Annotated in this window: 23 protein-coding genes and 1 other RNA gene (1 of these 24 cut by a window edge); all 24 read left to right on the forward strand. The window is 42.8% G+C overall.

The window, feature by feature from the left end; all coding sequences use genetic code 11:
* A protein-coding gene (gene mcsB / locus BSU_00850; RefSeq protein ID NP_387966.1) for a protein arginine kinase crosses the window boundary here: on the forward strand, positions 1-1,075 show its 3' portion. It extends 17 nt beyond the left edge of the window; 1,075 of the gene's 1,092 nt are visible here — the last part of the coding sequence; its start codon lies off the left edge, out of view; it ends in the stop codon at positions 1,073-1,075.
* Positions 1,072-3,504 (forward strand): class III stress response-related ATPase, AAA+ superfamily, encoded by a 2,433-nt coding sequence (clpC, locus tag BSU_00860; protein NP_387967.1) that lies wholly within the window; start codon positions 1,072-1,074, stop codon positions 3,502-3,504. The genes mcsB and clpC overlap by 4 nt, the downstream gene beginning before the upstream one ends.
* Before the next feature lie 91 nt (positions 3,505-3,595).
* A complete protein-coding gene (radA, locus tag BSU_00870) occupies positions 3,596-4,972 on the forward strand; it encodes a DNA repair protein; 6-O-methylguanine-DNA methyltransferase (protein ID NP_387968.1) in 1,377 nt (458 codons plus the stop codon).
* A 3-nt stretch (positions 4,973-4,975) separates the two neighbouring features.
* The gene (gene disA / locus BSU_00880) at positions 4,976-6,058 is read left to right on the forward strand and encodes a diadenylate cyclase; DNA integrity scanning protein; cell cycle checkpoint DNA scanning protein (protein ID NP_387969.1); all 1,083 of its coding nucleotides are present in this window, start codon (positions 4,976-4,978) and stop codon (positions 6,056-6,058) included.
* A gap of 115 nt (positions 6,059-6,173) precedes the next feature.
* Positions 6,174-7,274 (forward strand): putative membrane protein possibly involved in RNA binding, encoded by a 1,101-nt coding sequence (yacL, locus tag BSU_00890; RefSeq protein ID NP_387970.1) that lies wholly within the window; start codon positions 6,174-6,176, stop codon positions 7,272-7,274.
* Positions 7,275-7,288: 14 nt separating this feature from the next.
* Positions 7,289-7,987 carry a 2-C-methyl-D-erythritol 4-phosphate cytidylyltransferase, nonmevalonate isoprenoid pathway gene (gene ispD / locus BSU_00900; RefSeq protein ID NP_387971.1) on the forward strand — a complete coding sequence of 233 codons (699 nt, stop codon included), beginning with the start codon at positions 7,289-7,291 and terminating at the stop codon, positions 7,985-7,987.
* Positions 7,980-8,456 carry a 2-C-methyl-D-erythritol-2,4-cyclodiphosphate synthase gene (gene ispF / locus BSU_00910; protein NP_387972.1) on the forward strand — a complete coding sequence of 159 codons (477 nt, stop codon included), beginning with the start codon at positions 7,980-7,982 and terminating at the stop codon, positions 8,454-8,456. Before ispD ends, ispF begins: the two co-directional genes overlap by 8 nt.
* Positions 8,457-8,546: 90 nt before the next feature.
* Positions 8,547-9,998 carry a glutamyl-tRNA synthetase gene (gene gltX, locus BSU_00920; RefSeq protein NP_387973.1) on the forward strand — a complete coding sequence of 484 codons (1,452 nt, stop codon included), beginning with the start codon at positions 8,547-8,549 and terminating at the stop codon, positions 9,996-9,998.
* Positions 9,999-10,299: 301 nt separating this feature from the next.
* Positions 10,300-10,953: a serine O-acetyltransferase gene (gene cysE / locus BSU_00930; protein ID NP_387974.1), complete on the forward strand. Its 654-nt coding sequence runs from the start codon at positions 10,300-10,302 to the stop codon at positions 10,951-10,953.
* The gene (cysS, locus tag BSU_00940; RefSeq protein NP_387975.1) at positions 10,950-12,350 is read left to right on the forward strand and encodes a dual cysteinyl-tRNA synthetase; cysteine persulfide synthase; all 1,401 of its coding nucleotides are present in this window, start codon (positions 10,950-10,952) and stop codon (positions 12,348-12,350) included. Before cysE ends, cysS begins: the two co-directional genes overlap by 4 nt.
* 3 nt (positions 12,351-12,353) lie before the next feature.
* Positions 12,354-12,785: a ribonuclease for 23S RNA maturation, mini-RNase III gene (gene mrnC, locus BSU_00950; RefSeq protein ID NP_387976.1), complete on the forward strand. Its 432-nt coding sequence runs from the start codon at positions 12,354-12,356 to the stop codon at positions 12,783-12,785.
* Entirely contained in the window at positions 12,769-13,518 is a 750-nt protein-coding gene (gene rlmB / locus BSU_00960; RefSeq protein NP_387977.1) for a 23S rRNA (Gm2251)-methyltransferase, read from the forward strand. The genes mrnC and rlmB overlap by 17 nt, the downstream gene beginning before the upstream one ends.
* A gap of 6 nt (positions 13,519-13,524) precedes the next feature.
* Complete coding sequence (raeA, locus tag BSU_00970; RefSeq protein ID NP_387978.1) at positions 13,525-14,037, forward strand: ribosome-dependent mRNA endonuclease; 513 nt, start codon at positions 13,525-13,527, stop codon at positions 14,035-14,037.
* A gap of 62 nt (positions 14,038-14,099) precedes the next feature.
* Complete coding sequence (sigH, locus tag BSU_00980) at positions 14,100-14,756, forward strand: RNA polymerase sigma-30 factor (sigma(H)) (protein NP_387979.1); 657 nt, start codon at positions 14,100-14,102, stop codon at positions 14,754-14,756.
* A gap of 92 nt (positions 14,757-14,848) precedes the next feature.
* Positions 14,849-14,998, forward strand: coding sequence for a ribosomal protein L33 (rpmGB, locus tag BSU_00990; RefSeq protein NP_387980.1), 150 nt, complete (start codon positions 14,849-14,851; stop codon positions 14,996-14,998).
* A 33-nt stretch (positions 14,999-15,031) separates the two neighbouring features.
* Complete coding sequence (gene secE / locus BSU_01000; RefSeq protein ID NP_387981.1) at positions 15,032-15,211, forward strand: preprotein translocase subunit; 180 nt, start codon at positions 15,032-15,034, stop codon at positions 15,209-15,211.
* A 178-nt stretch (positions 15,212-15,389) separates the two neighbouring features.
* A complete protein-coding gene (nusG, locus tag BSU_01010) occupies positions 15,390-15,923 on the forward strand; it encodes an RNA polymerase elongation pause factor (protein ID NP_387982.1) in 534 nt (177 codons plus the stop codon).
* A 167-nt stretch (positions 15,924-16,090) separates the two neighbouring features.
* Entirely contained in the window at positions 16,091-16,516 is a 426-nt protein-coding gene (gene rplK, locus BSU_01020) for a ribosomal protein L11 (BL11) (RefSeq protein ID NP_387983.2), read from the forward strand.
* A 94-nt stretch (positions 16,517-16,610) separates the two neighbouring features.
* Positions 16,611-17,309, forward strand: coding sequence for a ribosomal protein L1 (BL1) (gene rplA / locus BSU_01030; RefSeq protein ID NP_387984.2), 699 nt, complete (start codon positions 16,611-16,613; stop codon positions 17,307-17,309).
* Between the two features lie 45 nt (positions 17,310-17,354).
* Positions 17,355-17,495: L10_leader (gene ldlJ / locus BSU_misc_RNA_3), an RNA gene on the forward strand.
* Between the two features lie 65 nt (positions 17,496-17,560).
* Positions 17,561-18,061 carry a ribosomal protein L10 (BL5) gene (rplJ, locus tag BSU_01040; protein ID NP_387985.2) on the forward strand — a complete coding sequence of 167 codons (501 nt, stop codon included), beginning with the start codon at positions 17,561-17,563 and terminating at the stop codon, positions 18,059-18,061.
* A gap of 45 nt (positions 18,062-18,106) precedes the next feature.
* On the forward strand, positions 18,107-18,478 hold the full coding sequence (gene rplL, locus BSU_01050) for a ribosomal protein L12 (BL9) (RefSeq protein ID NP_387986.1): 372 nt from the start codon (positions 18,107-18,109) through the stop codon (positions 18,476-18,478).
* Between the two features lie 89 nt (positions 18,479-18,567).
* On the forward strand, positions 18,568-19,173 hold the full coding sequence (gene rlmG / locus BSU_01060) for a 23S rRNA m2G1835 methyltransferase (RefSeq protein NP_387987.1): 606 nt from the start codon (positions 18,568-18,570) through the stop codon (positions 19,171-19,173).
* A gap of 245 nt (positions 19,174-19,418) precedes the next feature.
* On the forward strand, positions 19,419-23,000 hold the full coding sequence (gene rpoB, locus BSU_01070) for an RNA polymerase (beta subunit) (RefSeq protein NP_387988.2): 3,582 nt from the start codon (positions 19,419-19,421) through the stop codon (positions 22,998-23,000).
* Positions 23,001-23,007 lie beyond the last annotated feature (7 nt).

A 23,007-nucleotide genomic window follows, 5' to 3' on the forward strand; every position in this document is an offset into this window, starting at 1 on the left:
TATTCAGGACGCACTAAGCAGTTGGATGAAGCAGAAAGGACCTGAAAGTGACATTGTACTCAGCAGCCGCATACGTTTAGCAAGAAACTTTGAGCATATTCGGTTCCCTACGCGGTATTCCAATGAAGAAGCCTCATCCATCATACAGCAATTTGAAGATCAGTTTTCAGAGCAAGAAATTCCCGGAATCGGCAAATTTGTTTTGATTAGAATGAATGATGCACAGCCTTTAGAAAAGCGTGTACTTGTTGAAAAACATCTAATCAGCCCGAATTTGACAGAGTCTCCTTTTGGCGGCTGTTTGCTTTCTGAAAATGAGGAAGTAAGCGTCATGCTAAATGAAGAGGACCATATTAGAATTCAGTGTCTTTTCCCTGGATTTCAGCTTTTAGAAGCAATGAAAGCCGCAAACCAGGTCGACGACTGGATTGAAGAAAAAGTTGATTATGCATTCAATGAGCAAAGAGGATACTTAACCAGCTGTCCTACAAACGTAGGTACTGGTTTAAGGGCTTCGGTCATGATGCATCTGCCGGCGCTGGTTTTAACTAGGCAAATAAATCGAATTATACCGGCAATTAATCAATTAGGCTTAGTTGTTAGAGGAATTTATGGGGAAGGCAGCGAAGCAGTAGGGAATATCTTTCAAATTTCAAATCAGATCACGCTTGGTAAGTCAGAGCAGGATATTGTAGAGGATCTTAACAGTGTTGCTGCTCAGTTGATTGAACAAGAACGATCTGCCCGAGAAGCGATTTATCAAACTTCTAAAATCGAACTTGAGGATCGGGTATATCGGTCATATGGGGTCTTGTCTAATTGCCGGATGATAGAATCGAAAGAAACTGCAAAGTGCCTTTCAGATGTTCGGTTAGGCATAGACTTAGGCATAATAAAAGGACTTTCAAGCAACATACTTAACGAACTTATGATTTTGACGCAGCCAGGGTTTTTACAGCAATACTCGGGAGGCGCTTTGCGACCGAACGAAAGGGACATTCGAAGAGCGGCTCTCATCAGAGAACGGCTTCACTTAGAAATGAATGGGAAAAGACAGGAGGATGAATCGATATGATGTTTGGAAGATTTACAGAACGAGCTCAAAAAGTACTGGCGCTAGCACAGGAAGAAGCACTTCGGTTAGGTCATAATAACATTGGCACTGAGCATATTTTATTAGGACTGGTAAGAGAAGGAGAGGGCATTGCTGCTAAAGCTCTTCAAGCGCTTGGACTCGGTTCAGAAAAAATTCAGAAAGAAGTAGAAAGTTTGATCGGGCGCGGGCAGGAAATGTCTCAAACGATTCATTATACTCCTAGAGCTAAAAAAGTCATTGAGCTTTCAATGGATGAGGCAAGAAAACTCGGTCATTCTTATGTGGGAACAGAACATATTCTTCTTGGTCTGATTCGTGAAGGAGAAGGTGTTGCTGCGAGAGTTCTGAATAATCTCGGTGTCAGCTTAAATAAAGCAAGACAGCAGGTGCTCCAGCTTCTAGGAAGTAATGAAACAGGATCATCAGCGGCAGGAACAAACAGCAATGCGAATACGCCTACGCTTGACAGCTTGGCAAGAGACTTAACTGCTATTGCGAAGGAAGACAGCCTTGACCCTGTAATCGGCAGAAGCAAGGAGATCCAGCGTGTCATTGAAGTGTTAAGCCGCAGAACGAAAAACAACCCTGTTCTCATTGGGGAACCAGGTGTAGGTAAAACGGCTATCGCAGAAGGTTTGGCACAGCAAATTATCAATAATGAAGTACCCGAAATTTTGCGTGATAAACGTGTGATGACATTAGACATGGGAACAGTTGTTGCCGGCACAAAATACCGCGGAGAATTTGAGGATCGCCTGAAGAAGGTCATGGATGAAATTCGCCAGGCAGGAAATATCATTCTATTCATCGATGAGCTCCATACATTAATCGGGGCAGGCGGAGCAGAAGGTGCTATTGATGCATCTAATATTTTAAAACCTTCACTTGCTCGTGGCGAACTCCAATGTATTGGTGCAACGACTCTTGATGAGTACCGTAAATATATTGAAAAAGATGCAGCACTGGAACGCCGTTTTCAGCCGATTCAGGTTGATCAGCCATCTGTAGATGAAAGTATTCAAATTTTACAAGGTCTGCGTGACAGATACGAAGCCCACCACCGCGTTTCTATCACTGATGATGCCATTGAAGCTGCGGTTAAGCTTTCTGACAGATATATTTCTGACCGCTTCCTTCCGGATAAAGCAATTGACTTGATCGATGAAGCGGGTTCAAAGGTGAGACTGCGCTCATTTACAACGCCTCCTAACTTAAAAGAGCTTGAGCAGAAGCTTGATGAGGTTCGTAAAGAGAAGGATGCGGCAGTGCAAAGCCAAGAGTTTGAAAAAGCTGCTTCCTTGCGTGATACTGAACAACGCCTGCGCGAGCAAGTAGAGGATACGAAGAAATCATGGAAAGAGAAGCAAGGGCAGGAAAACTCAGAGGTTACTGTGGATGATATTGCGATGGTTGTATCCAGCTGGACCGGTGTGCCTGTATCTAAAATCGCCCAAACTGAAACTGATAAGCTTCTCAATATGGAAAACATTCTTCACTCCCGTGTCATCGGCCAGGATGAAGCAGTTGTAGCGGTTGCAAAAGCCGTCAGACGTGCAAGAGCAGGATTGAAAGATCCTAAACGCCCAATCGGCTCATTCATTTTCTTAGGCCCTACAGGTGTAGGTAAAACAGAACTTGCACGAGCACTTGCTGAATCCATTTTTGGCGATGAAGAATCCATGATCAGAATTGATATGTCTGAATACATGGAAAAACATTCAACTTCAAGACTTGTTGGTTCACCTCCGGGTTATGTGGGATATGATGAAGGCGGTCAATTGACAGAGAAAGTCAGAAGAAAACCTTACTCTGTCGTGCTTCTTGATGAGATCGAGAAAGCGCACCCTGATGTCTTCAATATCCTTCTGCAAGTTCTTGAAGACGGACGATTGACTGATTCTAAAGGACGCACAGTCGATTTCCGCAATACCATTCTGATCATGACATCAAACGTCGGAGCAAGTGAGCTAAAACGCAATAAATATGTCGGCTTTAACGTTCAGGATGAAACTCAAAATCATAAAGACATGAAAGATAAAGTGATGGGTGAATTAAAACGAGCGTTCAGACCTGAGTTCATCAACCGTATTGATGAAATCATTGTCTTCCATTCACTTGAGAAAAAACATCTCACTGAGATTGTGTCATTAATGTCTGATCAATTAACGAAACGCCTGAAAGAACAAGATCTTTCTATCGAATTGACAGATGCTGCAAAAGCGAAAGTCGCGGAAGAGGGCGTTGACCTGGAATACGGTGCCCGTCCGTTAAGAAGAGCGATCCAAAAACATGTCGAGGATCGTTTATCTGAAGAACTCCTCAGAGGAAATATTCATAAAGGACAGCATATTGTTCTTGATGTAGAAGATGGCGAATTTGTCGTAAAAACGACTGCTAAAACGAATTAATATAGAAGACGGAAATGAGGCATACAGCATGTAAGTGTATGCCTCACTTTCATATCAAGAAATAGAACAAGGGAGAGGTCTTACACTATATATGGCTAAAACAAAATCGAAGTTCATCTGCCAATCCTGCGGCTACGAGTCTCCAAAATGGATGGGGAAATGTCCGGGCTGTGGTGCTTGGAATACAATGGTGGAAGAAATGATTAAAAAAGCACCGGCCAATCGGAGAGCGGCTTTTTCTCATTCTGTTCAAACTGTACAGAAACCTTCACCTATTACATCAATCGAAACATCAGAAGAACCCCGCGTCAAAACCCAGCTTGGCGAGTTTAACAGAGTACTCGGCGGAGGTGTCGTTAAAGGCTCCCTCGTTTTAATTGGCGGTGATCCTGGTATCGGAAAGTCAACGCTATTACTGCAGGTTTCCGCTCAATTATCAGGCTCATCAAACAGTGTCCTGTATATTTCGGGAGAAGAATCTGTAAAGCAAACGAAGCTGCGAGCAGACCGTCTCGGCATTAATAATCCGTCACTGCATGTTTTATCTGAAACCGATATGGAGTATATTTCGTCTGCTATACAAGAGATGAATCCATCGTTTGTCGTTGTTGACTCTATTCAAACGGTTTACCAAAGCGATATTACATCTGCTCCAGGCAGTGTGTCACAGGTCAGAGAATGTACCGCTGAGCTGATGAAAATTGCAAAAACAAAAGGTATTCCGATTTTTATCGTAGGGCACGTGACGAAAGAAGGGTCTATTGCAGGTCCGAGACTGTTGGAGCATATGGTTGACACTGTTTTATATTTTGAAGGAGAACGCCACCATACTTTCCGTATTTTGCGGGCTGTAAAAAACCGTTTCGGATCTACAAACGAAATGGGCATTTTCGAAATGCGGGAAGAGGGGCTCACTGAGGTTTTGAATCCTTCGGAAATTTTCTTAGAAGAACGCTCTGCTGGTTCCGCAGGCTCGAGTATCACTGCCTCTATGGAGGGCACTAGACCGATTCTCGTTGAAATTCAGGCACTCATCTCGCCAACAAGTTTTGGCAACCCAAGGCGTATGGCAACGGGAATAGACCATAACAGGGTTTCTCTGTTAATGGCTGTGTTAGAAAAAAGAGTTGGACTGCTGCTGCAAAATCAGGATGCTTATTTGAAAGTGGCTGGCGGCGTTAAGCTTGATGAACCGGCAATTGATCTTGCGATTGTGATTAGTATTGCATCAAGCTTTAGAGACACACCTCCAAATCCTGCAGATTGTTTTATTGGAGAAGTGGGATTAACCGGAGAAGTCCGGCGGGTTTCAAGAATTGAACAGCGTGTGAAAGAAGCGGCAAAGCTTGGTTTTAAACGCATGATCATACCCGCGGCAAATCTGGATGGATGGACAAAACCAAAAGGGATTGAGGTTATCGGAGTAGCAAATGTTGCAGAAGCGCTTCGTACTTCATTAGGAGGATAATAGATGGAAAAAGAGAAAAAAGGGGCGAAACACGAGTTAGACCTGTCATCTATATTGCAGTTTGTTGCTCCGGGTACACCGCTCAGAGCGGGGATGGAAAACGTCTTGAGAGCAAATACAGGCGGTCTGATTGTTGTTGGATATAATGATAAAGTAAAAGAAGTGGTGGACGGCGGCTTTCACATAAACACGGCTTTTTCTCCGGCGCATTTATATGAGCTGGCTAAAATGGATGGAGCGATCATTTTAAGTGATTCTGGTCAAAAGATCCTATACGCGAATACTCAGCTGATGCCGGATGCCACAATTTCTTCATCAGAAACAGGAATGCGGCACAGAACTGCCGAAAGAGTAGCTAAGCAAACTGGCTGTCTTGTAATCGCCATTTCTGAAAGAAGAAATGTCATAACGTTATATCAGGAAAACATGAAGTATACACTAAAAGACATAGGATTTATTTTAACCAAGGCGAACCAAGCCATTCAAACACTTGAAAAATATAAGACAATCCTCGATAAAACGATTAATGCACTGAACGCGTTAGAGTTTGAGGAACTTGTTACCTTCAGTGATGTCTTGTCTGTCATGCATCGTTATGAAATGGTACTGAGAATCAAAAACGAAATTAATATGTATATCAAAGAGCTGGGGACAGAAGGGCATCTGATCAAACTGCAAGTCATTGAATTGATTACGGATATGGAAGAAGAGGCCGCTTTATTTATTAAGGACTATGTAAAAGAAAAGATTAAAGATCCGTTTGTTCTCTTGAAGGAGCTGCAGGATATGTCCAGTTATGATCTGCTGGATGATTCCATTGTGTATAAGCTTCTCGGTTACCCTGCTTCTACTAATCTTGATGATTATGTATTGCCGAGAGGATACAGGCTGTTAAATAAGATACCGCGTCTTCCGATGCCGATTGTTGAAAATGTTGTAGAAGCATTTGGAGTCCTGCCAAGGATTATTGAGGCGAGTGCAGAAGAATTAGATGAAGTAGAGGGAATCGGTGAAGTACGAGCCCAAAAAATCAAAAAAGGATTAAAACGCCTGCAAGAGAAGCATTATTTAGACAGACAACTGTGATTTCGGTTAAAACCTTATGAATACGGGTATATTAATGTTGGTTTTTGTTTATTCTGATATTCGTAGGATGCATAAGACTTTGTGAAATTAAAATGTTAAAAAAGGAGGTGGGGGTATGTTAAAACGAATAGTTCAGGCGTTCTTCATTATTTTTGGCGGCGTTGTTGGTATATTTTTGATACCTGAATTGTTTGTACTGTTAAATATACAGGACATACCTTTAATAACAAACGCATATACGTCTGCGGCAATAGGAGCAATTATCTTTTTTCTCATCAGTATATGGGGTACAGAATACGTTGTGAACTGGGTGAAGTGGATAGAGGATTCATTGTTAAAAGCGCCGGTTCCAGATTTGTTATTTGGAAGTCTTGGCTTAGTTTTTGGACTTATAATTGCTTATCTTATCGTAAATGTTATTCCTTTAGACAATATACCTTACCGCATATTCAGCACAATAATTCCTGTATTTTTGGCTTTCTTCCTCGGTTATCTCGGCTTCCAGGTGGGCTTTAAGAAAAAGGATGAATTGATCAGCCTGTTTTCCATTTCCGCCAGAATGCAAAAGAAAAAAGGAACAGCTGATGAAGAACATGAGGTTCAAGACAAGAAGCTGAAAATTTTGGACACTAGTGTTATTATTGATGGGAGAATAGCAGATATTTGTCAGACTGGTTTTTTAGAGGGAGTTATCGTGATTCCGCAGTTTGTCCTTGAGGAATTGCAGCATATTGCAGACTCTTCAGATGTTTTAAAACGAAACAGAGGACGCCGCGGTCTTGATATCCTGAACCGCATTCAGAAAGAATTAGACATTGAAGTTGAAATTTACGAAGGCGACTTTGAAGATATTCAGGAGGTTGACAGCAAGCTCGTCAAACTTGCTAAGCTGACATCCGGGGTCGTTGTGACGAATGATTTTAATTTAAATAAAGTGTGCGAGCTTCAGAAGGTAGCAGTATTAAACATTAATGACCTTGCCAATGCGGTTAAGCCTGTTGTGCTTCCTGGCGAGGAAATGAATGTTCAGGTCATTAAGGACGGGAAAGAGCATAATCAGGGAGTTGCCTACTTGGATGACGGTACGATGATTGTCGTTGAAGAAGGACGGAATTATATCGGCAAGCATATTGATGTACTCGTCACAAGTGTGCTGCAGACAGCAGCGGGACGAATGATTTTTGCGAAGCCTAAGCTGTTGGAGAAGGCGCTGTAAAGGGAGAAGAAACAATGAGTTATGATGTGGTGATTCCTGCAGCCGGACAGGGAAAGCGGATGAAGGCAGGGAGAAATAAACTGTTCATTGAGCTGAAGGGAGACCCGGTGATCATACACACGTTAAGAGTGTTTGACAGCCACCGGCAGTGCGATAAAATCATTTTGGTGATTAACGAGCAGGAGCGGGAGCACTTTCAGCAATTGCTGTCCGATTACCCGTTTCAAACTTCAATTGAGCTTGTTGCAGGCGGAGATGAGCGACAGCACAGTGTGTATAAGGGGCTGAAAGCCGTAAAGCAGGAAAAGATTGTCCTTGTACATGACGGTGCCCGTCCATTTATAAAACATGAACAAATTGACGAACTGATCGCAGAGGCGGAACAGACAGGAGCGGCCATCCTTGCTGTTCCGGTAAAAGATACGATTAAACGCGTTCAAGATTTACAAGTCAGTGAGACGATTGAACGTTCAAGCTTGTGGGCTGTCCAAACGCCACAAGCTTTTCGTCTTTCTTTATTGATGAAGGCTCACGCTGAGGCCGAGCGCAAGGGATTTTTAGGGACGGATGACGCCAGCCTCGTTGAACAGATGGAGGGCGGTTCGGTCCGTGTTGTAGAAGGCAGCTATACAAATATTAAGCTGACGACGCCAGACGATTTGACGTCAGCTGAAGCTATCATGGAATCAGAAAGTGGGAATAAACATGTTTAGAATTGGACAAGGATTTGATGTGCATCAATTAGTGGAGGGCCGTCCTCTCATTATTGGCGGAATTGAAATCCCGTACGAAAAAGGGCTGCTTGGCCATTCTGATGCAGACGTATTGTTGCATACCGTCGCTGACGCCTGCCTGGGAGCTGTGGGTGAAGGAGACATAGGCAAGCATTTTCCTGACACAGATCCCGAGTTCAAGGACGCAGATTCTTTCAAATTACTTCAGCATGTCTGGGGAATCGTGAAACAGAAGGGGTATGTCCTTGGGAACATTGATTGCACCATCATAGCGCAAAAGCCGAAGATGCTGCCGTACATAGAAGATATGAGAAAAAGAATTGCTGAAGGCCTTGAGGCAGATGTTTCTCAAGTAAATGTAAAAGCAACAACGACAGAAAAGCTTGGATTTACAGGCCGGGCGGAAGGAATAGCGGCTCAGGCGACAGTACTGATACAAAAAGGCTAACTTGTTTTGATGCCGGGTCTATTTGGTGGTAGAATAGATTCATACATTTTTGCCTGAGGCCATACATGACATGAAAGGAAGTATTTGAAAATGGGAAACGAAGTACGCGTCCGTTATGCACCGAGTCCAACCGGACATTTGCATATTGGAAATGCCAGAACGGCGCTTTTTAATTATTTATTTGCCCGCAATCAAGGCGGTAAGTTTATCATTCGAGTTGAGGATACTGATAAAAAGCGCAATATTGAGGGCGGAGAACAAAGCCAGCTGAATTATCTGAAGTGGCTAGGTATTGACTGGGATGAGAGTGTGGATGTCGGAGGAGAGTACGGTCCATACCGTCAGTCAGAGCGTAACGATATCTATAAAGTGTACTATGAAGAGCTTCTTGAAAAAGGGCTTGCTTATAAATGTTACTGTACGGAAGAAGAGCTTGAAAAAGAGCGTGAAGAACAGATTGCCCGCGGAGAAATGCCTCGTTATTCCGGAAAACACAGAGACCTGACTCAGGAAGAACAGGAGAAATTTATCGCCGAAGGCAGAAAACCAAGTATTCGTTTCCGTGTGCCGGAAGGAAAAGTCATCGCCTTCAACGACATCGTAAAAGGCGAAATTTCTTTTGAATCAGATGGCATCGGCGACTTCGTTATTGTGAAAAAGGACGGAACGCCTACTTATAACTTCGCGGTAGCTATTGATGACTACTTAATGAAAATGACACACGTGCTGCGCGGTGAGGATCATATTTCTAACACACCGAAACAGATTATGATCTATCAAGCATTCGGGTGGGATATTCCTCAGTTCGGACACATGACGCTGATTGTAAACGAAAGCCGTAAAAAGCTCAGCAAACGTGATGAATCCATTATTCAATTCATCGAGCAGTACAAAGAGCTTGGCTACCTGCCAGAAGCGCTGTTCAACTTTATCGGCTTGTTAGGCTGGTCACCGGTTGGAGAAGAAGAGCTTTTCACAAAAGAGCAGTTTATTGAAATTTTTGATGTAAATCGTTTATCTAAATCACCAGCTTTGTTTGATATGCATAAGCTAAAATGGGTTAACAACCAATATGTGAAGAAGCTGGATCTTGATCAGGTTGTTGAACTGACGCTTCCGCATTTGCAAAAAGCCGGCAAAGTTGGCACTGAGCTTTCTGCTGAAGAACAAGAATGGGTTCGTAAACTGATTTCCCTGTATCATGAGCAATTAAGCTACGGTGCGGAAATTGTTGAGCTGACTGATTTGTTCTTTACGGATGAGATCGAGTATAATCAAGAAGCGAAAGCTGTTCTGGAAGAAGAACAGGTTCCTGAAGTGCTCAGCACATTCGCAGCGAAGCTTGAAGAGCTTGAGGAGTTCACTCCGGATAATATCAAAGCATCGATCAAAGCAGTGCAGAAAGAAACTGGCCATAAAGGGAAAAAACTGTTTATGCCGATTCGTGTTGCTGTAACAGGGCAAACTCACGGTCCGGAACTGCCGCAATCAATTGAATTGATCGGTAAAGAGACTGCAATTCAGCGTTTAAAGAATATCTAAATAAATGATTGTTGACAGGGAAGAGTATAAAGCTTTAGGCCATTACAGAAAGGATCTTCATTGGCTGAGAGAGATCCATGAGCCGGGTTTTAGAAGTGCGCCCTTAAGACCTTTGAAGAACGTTTTTTGAAATCAGTATTCAAAGGCGGCCGCCGCCGTTACAGGCTGAAGTTGGGAGAGCAGAAGTCTGCTTTTCAAACAGAGTGGAACCGCGCGGTTAAAGCGTCTCTGTCATGTTTACATGCAGAGACGCTTTTTTTATTGGGTAGAGGAAATCAGATAGAGAAACGGGGGGAAGCATGTGTTTTTTAGAATGCTCAAAGAAGACATTGATACTGTGTTCGATCAAGATCCCGCAGCAAGAAGCTATTTTGAAGTGATTTTAACTTATTCCGGTTTACATGCTATATGGGCGCATCGGATTGCACATGCTTTATATAAACGAAAATTTTATTTCCTTGCACGCCTTATATCTCAAGTAAGCCGATTTTTTACCGGGATAGAAATCCACCCCGGCGCTACAATCGGGAGAAGATTTTTCATAGACCACGGCATGGGGGTTGTCATTGGGGAGACATGTGAAATCGGCAATAACGTAACCGTTTTTCAGGGGGTTACCCTCGGGGGAACGGGAAAAGAAAAGGGAAAAAGGCACCCAACGATTAAAGATGACGCATTGATAGCCACAGGTGCTAAAGTGCTCGGTTCTATTACGGTCGGTGAAGGCTCAAAGATTGGCGCTGGTTCAGTAGTGCTGCATGATGTTCCTGATTTTTCAACAGTTGTCGGTATCCCTGGACGGGTCGTTGTACAAAATGGCAAGAAAGTAAGACGCGATTTAAACCATCAGGATTTGCCCGATCCAGTTGCTGACCGCTTTAAGTCTTTGGAACAGCAGATTTTAGAGCTGAAGGCAGAACTTGAAGACAGAAAAGAAAGGATCAATCAAAAATGACAATCACACTTTATAATACATTGACTAGACAGAAGGAAACATTCGTTCCTCTTGAAGAGGGAAAAGTGAAAATGTATGTATGCGGACCCACGGTTTACAATTACATTCATATCGGGAACGCGCGTCCGGCAATCGTTTACGATACGGTTCGAAACTATTTAGAGTATAAAGGCTATGATGTGCAGTATGTCTCTAACTTCACAGACGTAGACGATAAATTAATTAAAGCGGCAAATGAACTCGGTGAGGATGTACCCACCATTTCAGAGCGTTTTATTAAAGCATACTTTGAAGACGTAGGTGCGCTCGGCTGCCGAAAAGCCGACCTTCATCCGCGAGTAATGGAGAACATGGATGCCATTATCGAATTCGTAGATCAGCTCGTGAAAAAGGGCTACGCATATGAATCAGAAGGTGACGTATATTTCAAAACCAGAGCATTTGAAGGGTACGGAAAGCTTTCTCAGCAATCAATCGATGAACTAAGATCAGGTGCACGCATCCGGGTCGGCGAGAAAAAAGAAGATGCTCTTGATTTCGCACTGTGGAAAGCGGCAAAAGAAGGAGAAATCTCTTGGGATAGCCCTTGGGGGAAAGGGCGTCCGGGCTGGCACATTGAATGCTCAGCAATGGTGAAAAAGTATCTCGGTGACCAGATTGATATCCATGCGGGCGGACAGGATTTAACATTCCCTCACCATGAAAACGAAATTGCGCAATCTGAGGCGCTGACAGGCAAAACGTTTGCGAAGTACTGGCTTCATAATGGTTATATCAATATTGATAATGAAAAAATGTCAAAATCACTAGGCAACTTTGTGCTTGTGCATGACATCATTAAACAGCATGATCCGCAGCTTTTGAGATTCTTTATGCTATCTGTTCATTATCGCCATCCGATTAACTATTCAGAAGAGCTTCTGGAGAATACGAAAAGCGCGTTCAGCCGTTTAAAAACAGCGTACAGCAATCTTCAGCACCGTCTGAACAGCAGTACGAATTTAACCGAAGATGACGATCAATGGCTTGAAAAGGTTGAAGAACACCGCAAAGCATTCGAAGAAGAGATGGACGATGATTTTAATACGGCGAATGCCATTTCAGTCTTGTTTGACTTAGCGAAACACGCCAATTATTATCTTCAGAAAGATCATACGGCTGATCATGTGATTACGGCGTTTATTGAGATGTTTGACCGCATTGTTTCTGTCCTCGGTTTTTCGTTGGGTGAGCAGGAACTTCTCGATCAAGAGATTGAAGACTTAATCGAAAAGCGAAATGAAGCGCGCCGGAATCGCGATTTTGCATTGTCAGACCAGATCCGCGACCAGCTGAAAAGCATGAATATCATTCTTGAAGATACGGCTCAAGGCACTCGCTGGAAACGGGGAGAATAACAGATGCTTGAATTTGATACGATAAAAGATTCTAAGCAGCTTAACGGTCTTGCGCTTGCTTATATAGGTGATGCCATTTTTGAAGTGTATGTCAGGCATCACCTGCTTAAGCAGGGCTTTACCAAACCAAATGATCTTCATAAGAAATCAAGCCGGATTGTTTCAGCAAAGTCACAGGCTGAGATCCTATTTTTTCTGCAGAATCAATCATTTTTTACGGAAGAAGAGGAAGCGGTGCTGAAAAGAGGCAGAAATGCCAAGTCAGGGACAACACCTAAAAATACAGATGTTCAGACGTACCGCTACAGTACAGCATTTGAAGCGCTTCTGGGCTACCTTTTTCTAGAGAAAAAAGAGGAACGACTTAGTCAGCTCGTAGCCGAAGCTATACAATTCGGGACGTCAGGGAGGAAAACAAATGAGTCAGCAACATGATTACGTCATAGGGAAAAATGCAGTGATCGAGACGTTAAAATCTGATCGGAAGCTGTATAAGCTGTGGATGGCGGAAAACACCGTAAAGGGACAAGCACAGCAAGTGATTGAGCTTGCCAAAAAGCAGGGAATCACGATTCAATACGTCCCGAGAAAAAAACTCGATCAAATGGTGACAGGACAGCATCAGGGCGTAGTGGCACAGGTTGCAGCGTATGAATATGCAGAACTGGACGATTTATATAAAGCAGCCGAAGAAAAAAATGAACAGCCTTTCTTCCTCATTCTGGACGAGCTTGAAGACCCTCATAATCTTGGTTCCATTATGAGGACAGCAGATGCGGTCGGCGCTCATGGCATCGTCATTCCAAAACGGAGAGCTGTCGGGCTGACAACAACAGTGGCAAAAGCTTCAACAGGAGCAATTGAGCACATTCCTGTAGCAAGAGTCACCAATTTGGCACGGACGTTAGAAGAGATGAAAGAGCGGGGAATCTGGGTTGTCGGAACGGATGCGTCCGCGCGTGAGGATTTCCGTAATATGGACGGCAATATGCCTTTGGCTCTAGTCATCGGAAGTGAAGGAAAAGGGATGGGCCGCCTTGTGAAGGAAAAGTGCGATTTTCTCATTAAACTCCCGATGGCCGGAAAGGTAACTTCACTAAATGCATCTGTCGCGGCTGGTCTTTTGATGTATGAAGTCTACCGGAAACGAAACCCTGTGGGAGAATAAAGACCCATGGATATCCTGTTAGTAGACGGGTACAACATGATTGGAGCCTGGCCGCAGCTGAAGGATTTAAAAGCGAACAGTTTTGAAGAGGCGAGAGACGTACTGATTCAGAAAATGGCGGAATATCAATCGTATACAGGAAACAGGGTTATTGTTGTTTTTGACGCGCATCTCGTAAAAGGGCTTGAGAAAAAACAGACCAACCATAGAGTTGAAGTAATTTTTACAAAAGAAAATGAGACGGCTGATGAGCGGATAGAAAAGCTCGCTCAGGCTTTGAATAATATTGCGACTCAAATTCACGTTGCGACCTCTGACTATACTGAGCAGTGGGCGATTTTCGGACAGGGGGCATTGCGGAAATCGGCCCGGGAGCTTCTGAGAGAGGTAGAAACGATTGAAAGGCGAATAGAGAGACGGGTAAGAAAAATCACTTCCGAAAAGCCGGCGGGTAAAATTGCTTTATCGGAAGAGGTTTTGAAAACGTTTGAAAAGTGGAGGCGGGGAGACTTAGATTAAGTTGACGCTTTTTTGCCCAATACTGTATAATATTTCTATCTACGTGCGCCGGGGGGATCGGAGTGAATCTACAGAACAACAAGGGAAAATTCAACAAAGAGCAGTTTTGCCAGTTGGAGGACGAGCAGGTCATTGAAAAGGTTCATGTTGGGGACAGTGATGCGTTAGATTACTTGATTACGAAGTACCGAAACTTTGTTCGGGCAAAAGCAAGATCCTATTTCTTAATAGGGGCGGACAGAGAGGATATTGTTCAGGAAGGCATGATAGGCCTCTATAAGTCTATTCGTGACTTCAAAGAGGACAAGCTTACCTCATTCAAAGCTTTTGCAGAATTATGTATTACCCGCCAAATTATTACCGCAATAAAGACAGCTACTCGCCAGAAACACATTCCTTTGAATTCCTACGCCTCATTAGATAAACCGATCTTTGATGAAGAATCAGACCGAACGCTGCTGGATGTCATTTCAGGAGCGAAAACCTTAAATCCTGAGGAAATGATCATTAATCAGGAAGAATTTGATGATATTGAAATGAAAATGGGAGAACTATTAAGTGATTTAGAGAGAAAAGTACTCGTCTTATATCTCGACGGGAGAAGTTACCAAGAGATTTCTGATGAACTGAACCGACATGTGAAATCGATCGACAATGCCCTTCAGCGTGTGAAACGCAAGCTGGAGAAGTACTTGGAAATTCGCGAAATCAGTTTGTAATAGGAATTTATGCTATATTGACAGTATTTTTCTGACTATGATATGTTACTAAAGATAAGAACTAATGTCTATTTAGAAAAAGGTGTAATGACATGAGAAAAAAGATTACGTTAGCATGCAAGACATGCGGAAACCGTAATTATACGACAATGAAGAGCTCTGCATCAGCGGCTGAGCGATTAGAAGTAAAGAAATACTGCAGTACTTGCAATTCACATACAGCTCATCTTGAAACAAAATAGTTTTTGCGCTTTTAAATTGTGGAGGTCTTTTACATGCGTATTATGAAATTCTTTAAAGATGTTGGGAAAGAAATGAAAAAGGTAAGCTGGCCTAAAGGAAAAGAGTTAACGCGTTATACCATTACGGTAATTTCAACAGTTATCTTTTTTGTTATCTTTTTTGCCCTCCTTGACACAGGAATTTCTCAATTAATTCGTTTAATAGTTGAATAATGATCAGCAATACGTGCTATAATAGATCATAATATTACTTGCCAAAACCCGTTCAGCGGGTTTTTTATTGTGGCTTAAAATGAAAGTTATCATAGGCTTGCCGCCTATTTTTTGAAGCGTTATGGTAATTCACTAAAACCAAATGCGGGGAGGGAAGGACTGGACAGTCCTGAATAGAATGGAAAAGAATTGGTATGTTGTTCACACGTACTCTGGTTATGAGAATAAAGTAAAAGCCAACTTGGAAAAGCGTGTTGAATCAATGGGGATGCAGGATAAAATTTTCCGTGTAGTCGTACCCGAAGAAGAAGAAACGGATATCAAAAACGGCAAGAAAAAAGTCGTGAAAAAGAAAGTATTCCCTGGTTATGTGCTTGTTGAAATTGTAATGACAGACGACTCTTGGTATGTCGTCCGCAACACGCCGGGCGTTACTGGATTCGTAGGATCTGCCGGGTCAGGTTCAAAACCGACGCCGCTTCTTCCGGGGGAAGCAGAAACCATTCTGAAGAGAATGGGCATGGATGAACGAAAAACTGATATTGACTTTGAACTGAAAGAGACAGTGAAAGTAATAGACGGACCTTTTGCTAACTTTACAGGATCAATTGAAGAGATTGATTATGATAAAAGCAAGGTCAAAGTTTTCGTTAATATGTTTGGCCGTGAAACGCCGGTTGAGCTGGAATTTACCCAAATCGATAAATTGTAATGTGAAAAAACTTGAAATTGCTATATATAAATGATAATATAGCAAAGGTACGTCTTGGACTTATCCAAGGCAACTAGCATGATATTTCGTCATTCATATAAAGAATGAAACCTTGAGTGGGAGGGTTTACCCTATTACCACATCACGGACTTAAGGAGGTGTGTCTCGTGGCTAAAAAAGTAGTTAAAGTTGTAAAATTGCAAATTCCTGCTGGAAAAGCTAACCCAGCACCACCAGTTGGACCTGCACTTGGTCAAGCCGGTGTTAACATCATGGGATTCTGTAAGGAGTTTAACGCTCGTACAGCTGACCAAGCTGGTTTAATCATTCCTGTTGAAATTTCGGTTTACGAAGACCGTTCATTTACATTTATTACAAAAACTCCACCTGCTGCAGTATTGCTTAAAAAAGCAGCTGGAATTGAGTCTGGTTCTGGTGAACCAAACCGTAATAAAGTGGCAACCGTTAAGCGCGATAAAGTACGCGAAATCGCTGAAACGAAAATGCCTGACTTAAACGCAGCAGACGTTGAAGCGGCAATGCGCATGGTTGAAGGTACTGCCCGCAGTATGGGTATTGTAATCGAGGATTAATTTGTTTCTTGTCGGGTTGCGAGTTTTAACAAGTTCGCAACCCTTATTCGTGGGAGGTTATTCCGCTATAACCACATAAGGAGGAAATTTTAAAATGGCTAAAAAAGGTAAAAAGTACGTTGAAGCTGCTAAGCTTGTAGACCGTTCTAAAGCTTACGACGTCTCTGAAGCAGTAGCTCTCGTTAAAAAAACAAACACAGCTAAATTCGACGCTACAGTTGAAGTGGCTTTCCGTTTAGGGGTTGACCCTCGTAAAAACGACCAGCAAATCCGTGGAGCAGTTGTGCTTCCAAACGGAACTGGTAAAACTCAGCGCGTTCTCGTTTTCGCAAAAGGCGAAAAAGCGAAAGAAGCTGAAGCTGCTGGTGCAGATTTCGTAGGCGATACTGACTACATCAACAAAATTCAACAAGGCTGGTTCGATTTCGATGTTATCGTAGCTACACCTGACATGATGGGTGAAGTTGGTAAAATCGGTCGTGTACTTGGACCAAAAGGTTTAATGCCGAACCCTAAAACTGGTACAGTTACTTTCGAAGTTGAAAAAGCTATCGGCGAAATCAAAGCTGGTAAAGTTGAATACCGCGTTGATAAAGCTGGAAACATTCATGTTCCTATCGGTAAAGTTTCTTTCGAGGATGAAAAACTTGTTGAGAACTTCACAACAATGTACGATACAATCCTTAAAGCTAAACCTGCTGCAGCTAAAGGCGTTTACGTGAAAAACGTTGCTGTAACTTCTACTATGGGACCTGGTGTCAAAGTAGACTCTTCAACTTTTAACGTAAAATAATATTGACATGACATCAACATTCTGATATTATTCAAAATGTTGTAAAATAGAATATCATTTATACCGTAGACAGTAGGGGCCTAACCGCTTAATTATCCTACCGAGGTGTATATTATCACAGCTATTACGTTACGTATGCTTGTATATACAGCCTCCATGTCTCATGGAGGCTTTTTATATGGAATCCGTCGTCTCAGTCGTGATCACCTAACGGTATAAGTGTTACACAAGAATCTACAGGAGGTGTAACCATGAGCAGCGCAATTGAAACAAAAAAAGTTGTTGTTGAAGAAATTGCTTCTAAACTGAAAGAAAGTAAATCAACGATCATCGTTGACTATCGCGGACTTAACGTTTCTGAAGTAACTGAACTTCGTAAACAGCTTCGCGAAGCTAACGTTGAGTTCAAAGTTTACAAAAATACGATGACTCGCCGTGCGGTTGAACAAGCTGAGCTTAATGGTTTGAATGATTTCTTAACTGGACCGAACGCGATCGCATTCAGCACTGAAGATGTTGTCGCTCCGGCTAAAGTTCTTAATGACTTCGCTAAAAATCACGAAGCTCTTGAAATCAAAGCTGGCGTTATCGAAGGTAAAGTTTCTACTGTTGAAGAAGTGAAAGCTCTTGCTGAACTTCCATCACGCGAAGGCTTGCTTTCTATGTTGCTTAGCGTACTTCAAGCTCCAGTTCGCAACCTTGCTCTTGCTGCAAAAGCTGTGGCAGAACAAAAGGAAGAACAAGGCGCTTAATCTAATCAGTTTTTCATAAATTAAAACAAAATGGAGGAATTACAAATGGCTTTAAATATCGAAGAAATCATTGCTTCCGTTAAAGAAGCAACTGTACTTGAATTGAACGACCTAGTAAAAGCAATCGAAGAAGAATTTGGCGTAACTGCTGCTGCTCCTGTAGCTGTAGCTGGCGGAGCTGCTGCTGGCGGAGCTGCTGAAGAGCAAAGCGAATTCGATCTTATCCTTGCTGGTGCAGGATCTCAAAAAATCAAAGTTATCAAAGTTGTACGTGAAATCACTGGTCTTGGCTTGAAAGAAGCTAAAGAGCTTGTTGACAACACTCCAAAACCACTTAAAGAAGGTATTGCTAAAGAAGAAGCTGAAGAGCTTAAAGCTAAACTTGAAGAAGTTGGCGCTTCTGTAGAAGTTAAGTAATCTTCACTTACCTGTAGGGGAAGCTCGCTTTTATGAGGCGAGCTTTTTCTTTGCCATTCTTTAAGCCATGAAAAAAGGAGGTTCTAATAATGAGTGAGCACTATTATTCAGAAAAACCTTCAGTAAAAAGCAACAAGCAAACCTGGTCTTTTAGGCTTCGGAATAAAGATTTCACGTTTACCAGCGACAGCGGGGTTTTTTCTAAAAAAGAAGTTGATTTCGGCTCCCGCCTGCTGATTGATTCTTTTGAAGAGCCTGAGGTTGAGGGCGGCATTTTAGATGTAGGCTGCGGATACGGCCCGATTGGTTTATCGCTCGCCAGCGACTTTAAAGACCGGACCATCCACATGATTGACGTTAATGAGAGAGCCGTAGAACTATCAAATGAAAATGCGGAACAGAACGGAATAACAAACGTTAAGATTTATCAAAGCGATTTGTTTTCAAACGTTGATTCTGCTCAAACATTTGCTTCTATTCTTACAAATCCCCCAATCCGAGCCGGAAAAAAAGTTGTCCATGCTATCTTTGAGAAAAGCGCTGAACACTTAAAAGCTTCAGGTGAATTGTGGATCGTCATACAGAAAAAGCAAGGCGCGCCTTCTGCCATTGAAAAGCTCGAGGAACTGTTCGATGAAGTTTCCGTCGTTCAAAAAAAGAAAGGCTATTATATCATAAAAGCAAAAAAAGTTTGACTCGGTATTTTAACTATGTTAATATTGTAAAATGCCAATGTATATATTTTGCTTGATATGATGAATTGTCAATATCTATGTATAAATTATACAAGTATGGAAATGCTAATAAAATCGGTATTTGTTTTTGGATGTGGTTTTCTTAATTAGAAACCCTTTTTTCTTTTGTCTTGTAAAAGTATTTTCTTTCTTTGGAAGAAATGCTTATTACACATATAATACGCATGATTTGAGGGGTGAATCAGTTGACAGGTCAACTAGTTCAGTATGGACGACACCGCCAGCGCAGAAGCTATGCTCGCATTAGCGAAGTGTTAGAATTACCAAATCTCATTGAAATTCAAACCTCTTCTTATCAGTGGTTTCTTGATGAGGGTCTTAGAGAGATGTTTCAAGACATATCACCAATTGAGGATTTCACTGGTAACCTCTCTCTTGAGTTCATTGATTATAGTTTAGGTGAGCCTAAATATCCTGTAGAGGAATCAAAAGAACGTGATGTGACTTACTCAGCTCCGCTAAGAGTGAAGGTTCGTTTAATTAACAAAGAAACTGGAGAGGTAAAAGACCAAGATGTCTTCATGGGTGATTTCCCTATTATGACAGATACAGGTACTTTTATCATTAACGGTGCGGAACGTGTTATCGTTTCCCAGCTTGTTCGGTCTCCAAGTGTATATTTCAGTGGTAAAGTAGACAAAAACGGTAAAAAAGGTTTTACCGCAACTGTCATTCCAAACCGTGGCGCATGGTTAGAATACGAAACTGATGCGAAAGATGTTGTTTATGTCCGCATTGATCGCACACGTAAGTTGCCGGTTACGGTTCTTTTGCGTGCTCTCGGCTTCGGCTCCGATCAAGAGATTCTTGATCTCATAGGAGAAAACGAATACCTGCGAAATACGCTTGATAAAGATAACACAGAAAACAGCGACAAAGCGTTGCTGGAAATTTACGAGCGTCTCCGTCCTGGAGAGCCGCCTACAGTAGAAAATGCGAAAAGCTTGCTTGATTCTCGTTTCTTTGATCCGAAACGATACGATCTTGCCAATGTAGGACGCTATAAAATTAATAAAAAACTTCATATTAAGAATCGCCTCTTCAATCAGAGACTTGCTGAAACGCTTGTTGATCCTGAAACAGGAGAAATCCTTGCTGAAAAAGGCCAGATTCTTGATAGAAGAACGCTTGATAAAGTACTGCCATACTTAGAAAACGGAATCGGTTTTAGAAAGCTGTATCCGAATGGCGGCGTTGTTGAAGATGAAGTGACTCTTCAATCAATTAAAATCTTTGCTCCGACTGATCAAGAAGGAGAACAGGTTATCAATGTAATCGGCAATGCTTACATCGAAGAAGAGATTAAAAACATCACGCCTGCTGATATTATTTCTTCAATCAGCTACTTCTTCAACCTGCTGCACGGAGTAGGCGACACAGATGATATCGATCATCTTGGAAACCGCCGTTTACGTTCTGTAGGCGAGCTTCTCCAGAACCAATTCCGTATCGGTTTAAGCCGTATGGAGCGTGTGGTTCGTGAGAGAATGTCAATTCAAGATACGAATACAATTACGCCTCAGCAGCTGATCAATATTCGTCCTGTTATTGCGTCCATTAAAGAGTTCTTTGGAAGCTCACAGCTTTCTCAATTCATGGATCAGACGAACCCGCTTGCTGAATTAACGCACAAGCGTCGTCTGTCAGCATTAGGACCGGGCGGATTGACACGTGAGCGTGCCGGAATGGAAGTGCGTGACGTTCACTACTCCCACTATGGCCGTATGTGTCCGATTGAAACGCCTGAGGGCCCGAACATCGGTTTGATCAACTCACTATCATCTTATGCAAAAGTAAACCGTTTTGGCTTTATTGAAACGCCATATCGCCGCGTTGACCCTGAAACAGGGAAGGTAACGGGCAGAATCGATTACTTAACTGCTGATGAAGAGGATAACTATGTTGTCGCTCAAGCGAATGCTCGTCTTGATGACGAAGGCGCCTTTATTGATGACAGCATCGTAGCTCGTTTCCGCGGGGAGAACACCGTTGTTTCCAGAAATCGTGTAGACTACATGGATGTATCGCCTAAGCAGGTTGTATCTGCTGCGACAGCATGTATCCCGTTCTTAGAAAACGATGACTCCAACCGTGCCCTCATGGGAGCGAACATGCAGCGTCAGGCTGTGCCTTTGATGCAGCCGGAAGCGCCATTTGTTGGAACTGGTATGGAATACGTATCAGGAAAAGACTCTGGTGCCGCTGTTATTTGTAAACACCCTGGTATCGTTGAACGCGTAGAAGCCAAAAACGTTTGGGTTCGCCGTTATGAAGAAGTAGACGGTCAAAAAGTAAAAGGAAACCTGGATAAATACAGCCTGCTGAAATTTGTCCGCTCTAACCAAGGTACGTGCTACAACCAGCGTCCGATCGTAAGTGTCGGCGATGAAGTGGTAAAAGGAGAAATCCTTGCTGACGGTCCTTCTATGGAGCTTGGTGAACTTGCACTTGGCCGTAACGTAATGGTCGGCTTCATGACGTGGGATGGCTACAACTATGAGGATGCCATCATCATGAGTGAACGCCTAGTGAAGGATGATGTTTATACATCTATCCACATTGAAGAATACGAATCAGAAGCACGTGATACGAAACTTGGACCTGAAGAAATCACTCGCGATATTCCAAACGTCGGTGAAGATGCGCTTCGCAATCTTGATGACCGCGGAATCATCCGTATTGGGGCAGAAGTAAAAGACGGAGATCTTCTTGTTGGTAAAGTAACGCCTAAAGGCGTAACTGAACTGACTGCCGAAGAACGCCTTCTTCACGCCATCTTTGGCGAGAAAGCCCGCGAGGTTCGTGATACTTCTCTTCGTGTGCCTCATGGCGGCGGCGGAATTATCCATGACGTTAAAGTCTTCAACCGTGAAGACGGAGACGAACTTCCTCCAGGTGTTAACCAGTTAGTACGCGTATATATCGTTCAGAAACGTAAGATTTCTGAAGGGGATAAAATGGCCGGTCGTCACGGTAACAAAGGTGTTATCTCTAAGATTCTTCCTGAAGAGGATATGCCTTACCTTCCTGACGGCACACCAATTGATATCATGCTTAACCCGCTGGGCGTACCATCACGTATGAACATCGGGCAGGTATTGGAACTTCACATGGGTATGGCCGCTCGTTACCTTGGCATTCACATTGCATCTCCTGTATTTGACGGAGCGCGAGAAGAGGATGTCTGGGAAACACTTGAAGAAGCCGGCATGTCTCGTGACGCCAAAACAGTGCTTTACGACGGACGTACTGGAGAGCCGTTTGATAACCGTGTATCTGTCGGTATCATGTACATGATCAAACTGGCTCACATGGTTGACGATAAACTTCATGCACGCTCTACAGGCCCTTACTCACTTGTTACGCAGCAGCCTCTTGGCGGTAAAGCGCAATTTGGCGGACAGCGTTTTGGTGAGATGGAGGTTTGGGCACTTGAAGCTTACGGTGCGGCTTACACTCTTCAAGAAATTCTGACTGTTAAGTCTGATGACGTGGTTGGACGTGTGAAAACATACGAAGCCATCGTTAAAGGCGACAATGTTCCTGAACCAGGTGTTCCGGAATCATTCAAAGTATTAATCAAAGAACTTCAAAGCTTAGGTATGGATGTCAAAATCCTTTCTGGTGATGAAGAAGAAATAGAAATGAGAGATTTAGAAGACGAAGAAGATGCGAAACAAGCTGACGGCCTGGCATTATCAGGTGATGAAGAGCCGGAAGAAACAGCATCTGCAGACGTTGAACGCGATGTAGTAACAAAAGAATAATCTCTAG

The sequence above is a fragment of the Bacillus subtilis subsp. subtilis str. 168 genome, from assembly GCF_000009045.1.
In the GTDB taxonomy this organism is placed as follows: domain Bacteria; phylum Bacillota; class Bacilli; order Bacillales; family Bacillaceae; genus Bacillus; species Bacillus subtilis.